Origin of the sequence: Bartonella sp. AA56HLJMS (genome assembly GCF_042197145.1) — a bacterium.
In the GTDB taxonomy this organism is placed as follows: domain Bacteria; phylum Pseudomonadota; class Alphaproteobacteria; order Rhizobiales; family Rhizobiaceae; genus Bartonella.
The window spans coordinates 1-2360 of record NZ_JBHIRL010000065.1 but is presented as its reverse complement, the minus strand read 5'-3'; the positions used below and the strand labels follow the sequence as shown (position 1 = coordinate 2360).

The 2360-nt window shown below is 41.4% G+C and carries 3 protein-coding genes and 1 pseudogene; 2 read left to right on the top strand and 2 right to left on the bottom strand.

All coding sequences use genetic code 11. The features are described from left to right. Positions 1 to 92: 92 nt before the first annotated feature. A pseudogene (locus tag ACFINI_RS09790) lies at positions 93 to 356 on the bottom strand (lysozyme); the annotation flags it as partial. A gap of 143 nt (positions 357 to 499) precedes the next feature. Between ACFINI_RS09790 and ACFINI_RS09785 the strand changes: the two are divergent. Beyond that, entirely contained in the window at positions 500 to 724 is a 225-nt protein-coding gene (locus ACFINI_RS09785) for an antitoxin MazE family protein (protein WP_019224016.1), read from the top strand. Then, positions 724 to 1047: a type II toxin-antitoxin system PemK/MazF family toxin gene (locus ACFINI_RS09780; RefSeq protein WP_375630048.1), complete on the top strand. Its 324-nt coding sequence runs from the start codon at positions 724 to 726 to the stop codon at positions 1045 to 1047. Before ACFINI_RS09785 ends, ACFINI_RS09780 begins: the two co-directional genes overlap by 1 nt. Positions 1048 to 1085: 38 nt before the next feature. On the opposite strand, the gene ACFINI_RS09775 is transcribed toward ACFINI_RS09780, so the two are convergent. Then, a partial coding sequence (locus ACFINI_RS09775; RefSeq protein ID WP_375648027.1) for a contractile injection system protein, VgrG/Pvc8 family occupies positions 1086 to 2360 on the bottom strand: 1275 nt, incomplete at its 5' end.

Here is a 2360-nt window from a genome sequence, read left to right as displayed (position 1 = left end):
CGCTTGTGACGTGCAAGTAAGTGGTTTTGATTGATTCAAGATAAACAGATTTGAAATGAGAGAATCCTACGTTATTCAGGGTTCTCATTCAATATGAATAACGCTAGATTATGATTATAAATCAATGCATTGAACGCTTGTTCAACGGCATTTTCAAATTGTCTTAAGTCTTGGCAAAGAAGTTCTTCTGCTTGTTTTTCGGTGATTGCCATACCTTTATGAACAAAAGGTTTTCCAGCATTGTTTGTATGTCCATAACCAATGGTCCACACTCCAATGGCATCTTTATAGGCATTGAGACGTAAACCTTCCCATTGTTTAATCAGTGCTAACCCTTCTGGTGATATTGTTCTCATGTATTGCTCCTATAAAAAAGCCCCACAAAAGGTGGGGCAGATTGATAGATTAAAATTGTAATTATTGCGTTTTATTAAAAGTAGTGTTTCATGTAACTTTTTTCTGTGTTATACGTTACATGAAACATAATGGAGATTTTGTTATGGCTACAATGCACGTTAATGAACGCGTTCAAAAACATCGCAACGCACAAAGAAAAGCAGGTTTGCGTTTAATGCAAATTTGGGTACCAGATACGCGTCAACCGAACTTTGCAGAAGAGTGCCGACGCCAATGTCGCTTAGTCGCAAAAATGGATAAAACAGATACATCTATGCAGTTGTTGATGGATCAATCTTTAATGGATGTTGATGGCTGGACAGAATGATGCGTGGATCTCTCGTCACAATAGCTATGCAAGGCGATTTTGGTAAACCAAGACCTGCGTTAATCATTCAAGCTAATCAATTCAATGAACATACAAGTGTAACAGTTTTACCCATTACTAGCACACTTGTTGATGCGCCATTACTCCGCATTACGATTCAGCCAAACGCTAAAAATGGTTTGCAAAAACCTTCGCAAGTCATGATTGATAAGATTATGACGGTAAGATGTGAAAAAGTTAGTCCAGCTTTCGGCTCCATTCATGCAGATAAAATGGTAGAAATTGAACGCTGTTTAGCTGTATTTTTAGGAATAGTAAAATAAAAATAGTATTTCTTTTTATCATCATAAAATAGCTTTGTTTATCTATCTTCTTCATCCATATGGATAACGCCTTCACCTTCGTCGCATGCGTCTGGTGGGGCGTTTGGGTCGAGGGTATCATCTTTGTCTGGTGTGGTGTTTGCAACGTTTCTAGCTGTGTCTTCTTGGGCTTCATCAAAAAGCTCGCACTCTATTTTTGTGGTGTAACCACTCGTTTTATCAAGTTTGTGCTTAACGCTCTTGATGCGCCATTCTGCTGGAATATAGGGGCGGAAAGGGGGCTCTTGAACAAGCTTTGCTTCTGCTTGCACAAACGGATCACCACCAATATCACATGAGAAAGAAGATTTGCCACGAGATGATTTATTGCGATAAGCAGCAATGGCCGCAACAGCCTCTGATTGGTTATGGTAGGTGTATTTGAGTTCATGGAACGGTGGGTTACCAACTTTGACTTCTTTTTTTTCACCACTGCGAATATCATGATAGCTTGCGAGAACACCGCCTTTTTTCTCTTTGTCTTCTTCTTTCTCAGGTGTTGTTTCTGCTTTTCCCGATTCAGATGATGATGGTGTTGCTCTGTCATTGTCATCCATATGGATAAAGTTTTCATCATCATCAATCTCTTCTGGTTCTCGTGCATCAGCTGCAGCTTTTTGATCGTCCCCCACATCCGTTTCTAAGCCATTGGCTGCACCTGCTTCATCACGCGCACTGTATTTAAAATCCCAAGAGGTACAGAGTTTTTCATGGATAATAACAACGGGGAGTGTTTCACCAGTGATAGCTTTGCCTTCCCCCCGTCTAGCCAAAACAAGCTTGCCATCAACGGGTTTTGCTACCGCATCATAGTCTTCTGCAAGGCGTGTAGCAAAAGCCATATCGCTTTCAGCTGTTTGGTCAATGTGACGCACAACGATTTTTGCAAGAGAAGGATCAACCTTTGGCGTATAGCCATTACGCTGTGCTATCTCTTGAACAATACTGCCAAGGGTTTGCTGGTGATAGGATTGGCTTTTTGGGGTTCTGTAAGACGTGTTCATTGATGCGGCGCGCCCTGTAACACTTAAGCTTTGCGGTGGGCTGCTTACAGAAATTTCGTCTATCAGATAGGCTCCCATATCGCGGTTTTTCCCGCCTTCATAGCCAAGTGTTATGGAAATAACTGTCCCGATGAGAGGAATATCAAGAAAGCCGTTATCACTGTCACGTGCGCGGTCATCAAGCTCTATGGTAATGCGGTCACTTTTGTCTTCTGCTTCATCGGTAATTTCAATCGACAAAACATAGTCCATCAGCATTCTTGTGATGTC

What these genes read in the sequence shown, in the direction of transcription:
- ACFINI_RS09780 (WP_375630048.1), top strand. Translation starts at nt 724, where the DNA reads ATGCGTGGATCTCTCGTCACAATAGCTATGCAAGGCGATTTTGGTAAA.
- ACFINI_RS09785 (WP_019224016.1), top strand. Translation starts at nt 500, where the DNA reads ATGGCTACAATGCACGTTAATGAACGCGTTCAAAAACATCGCAACGCA.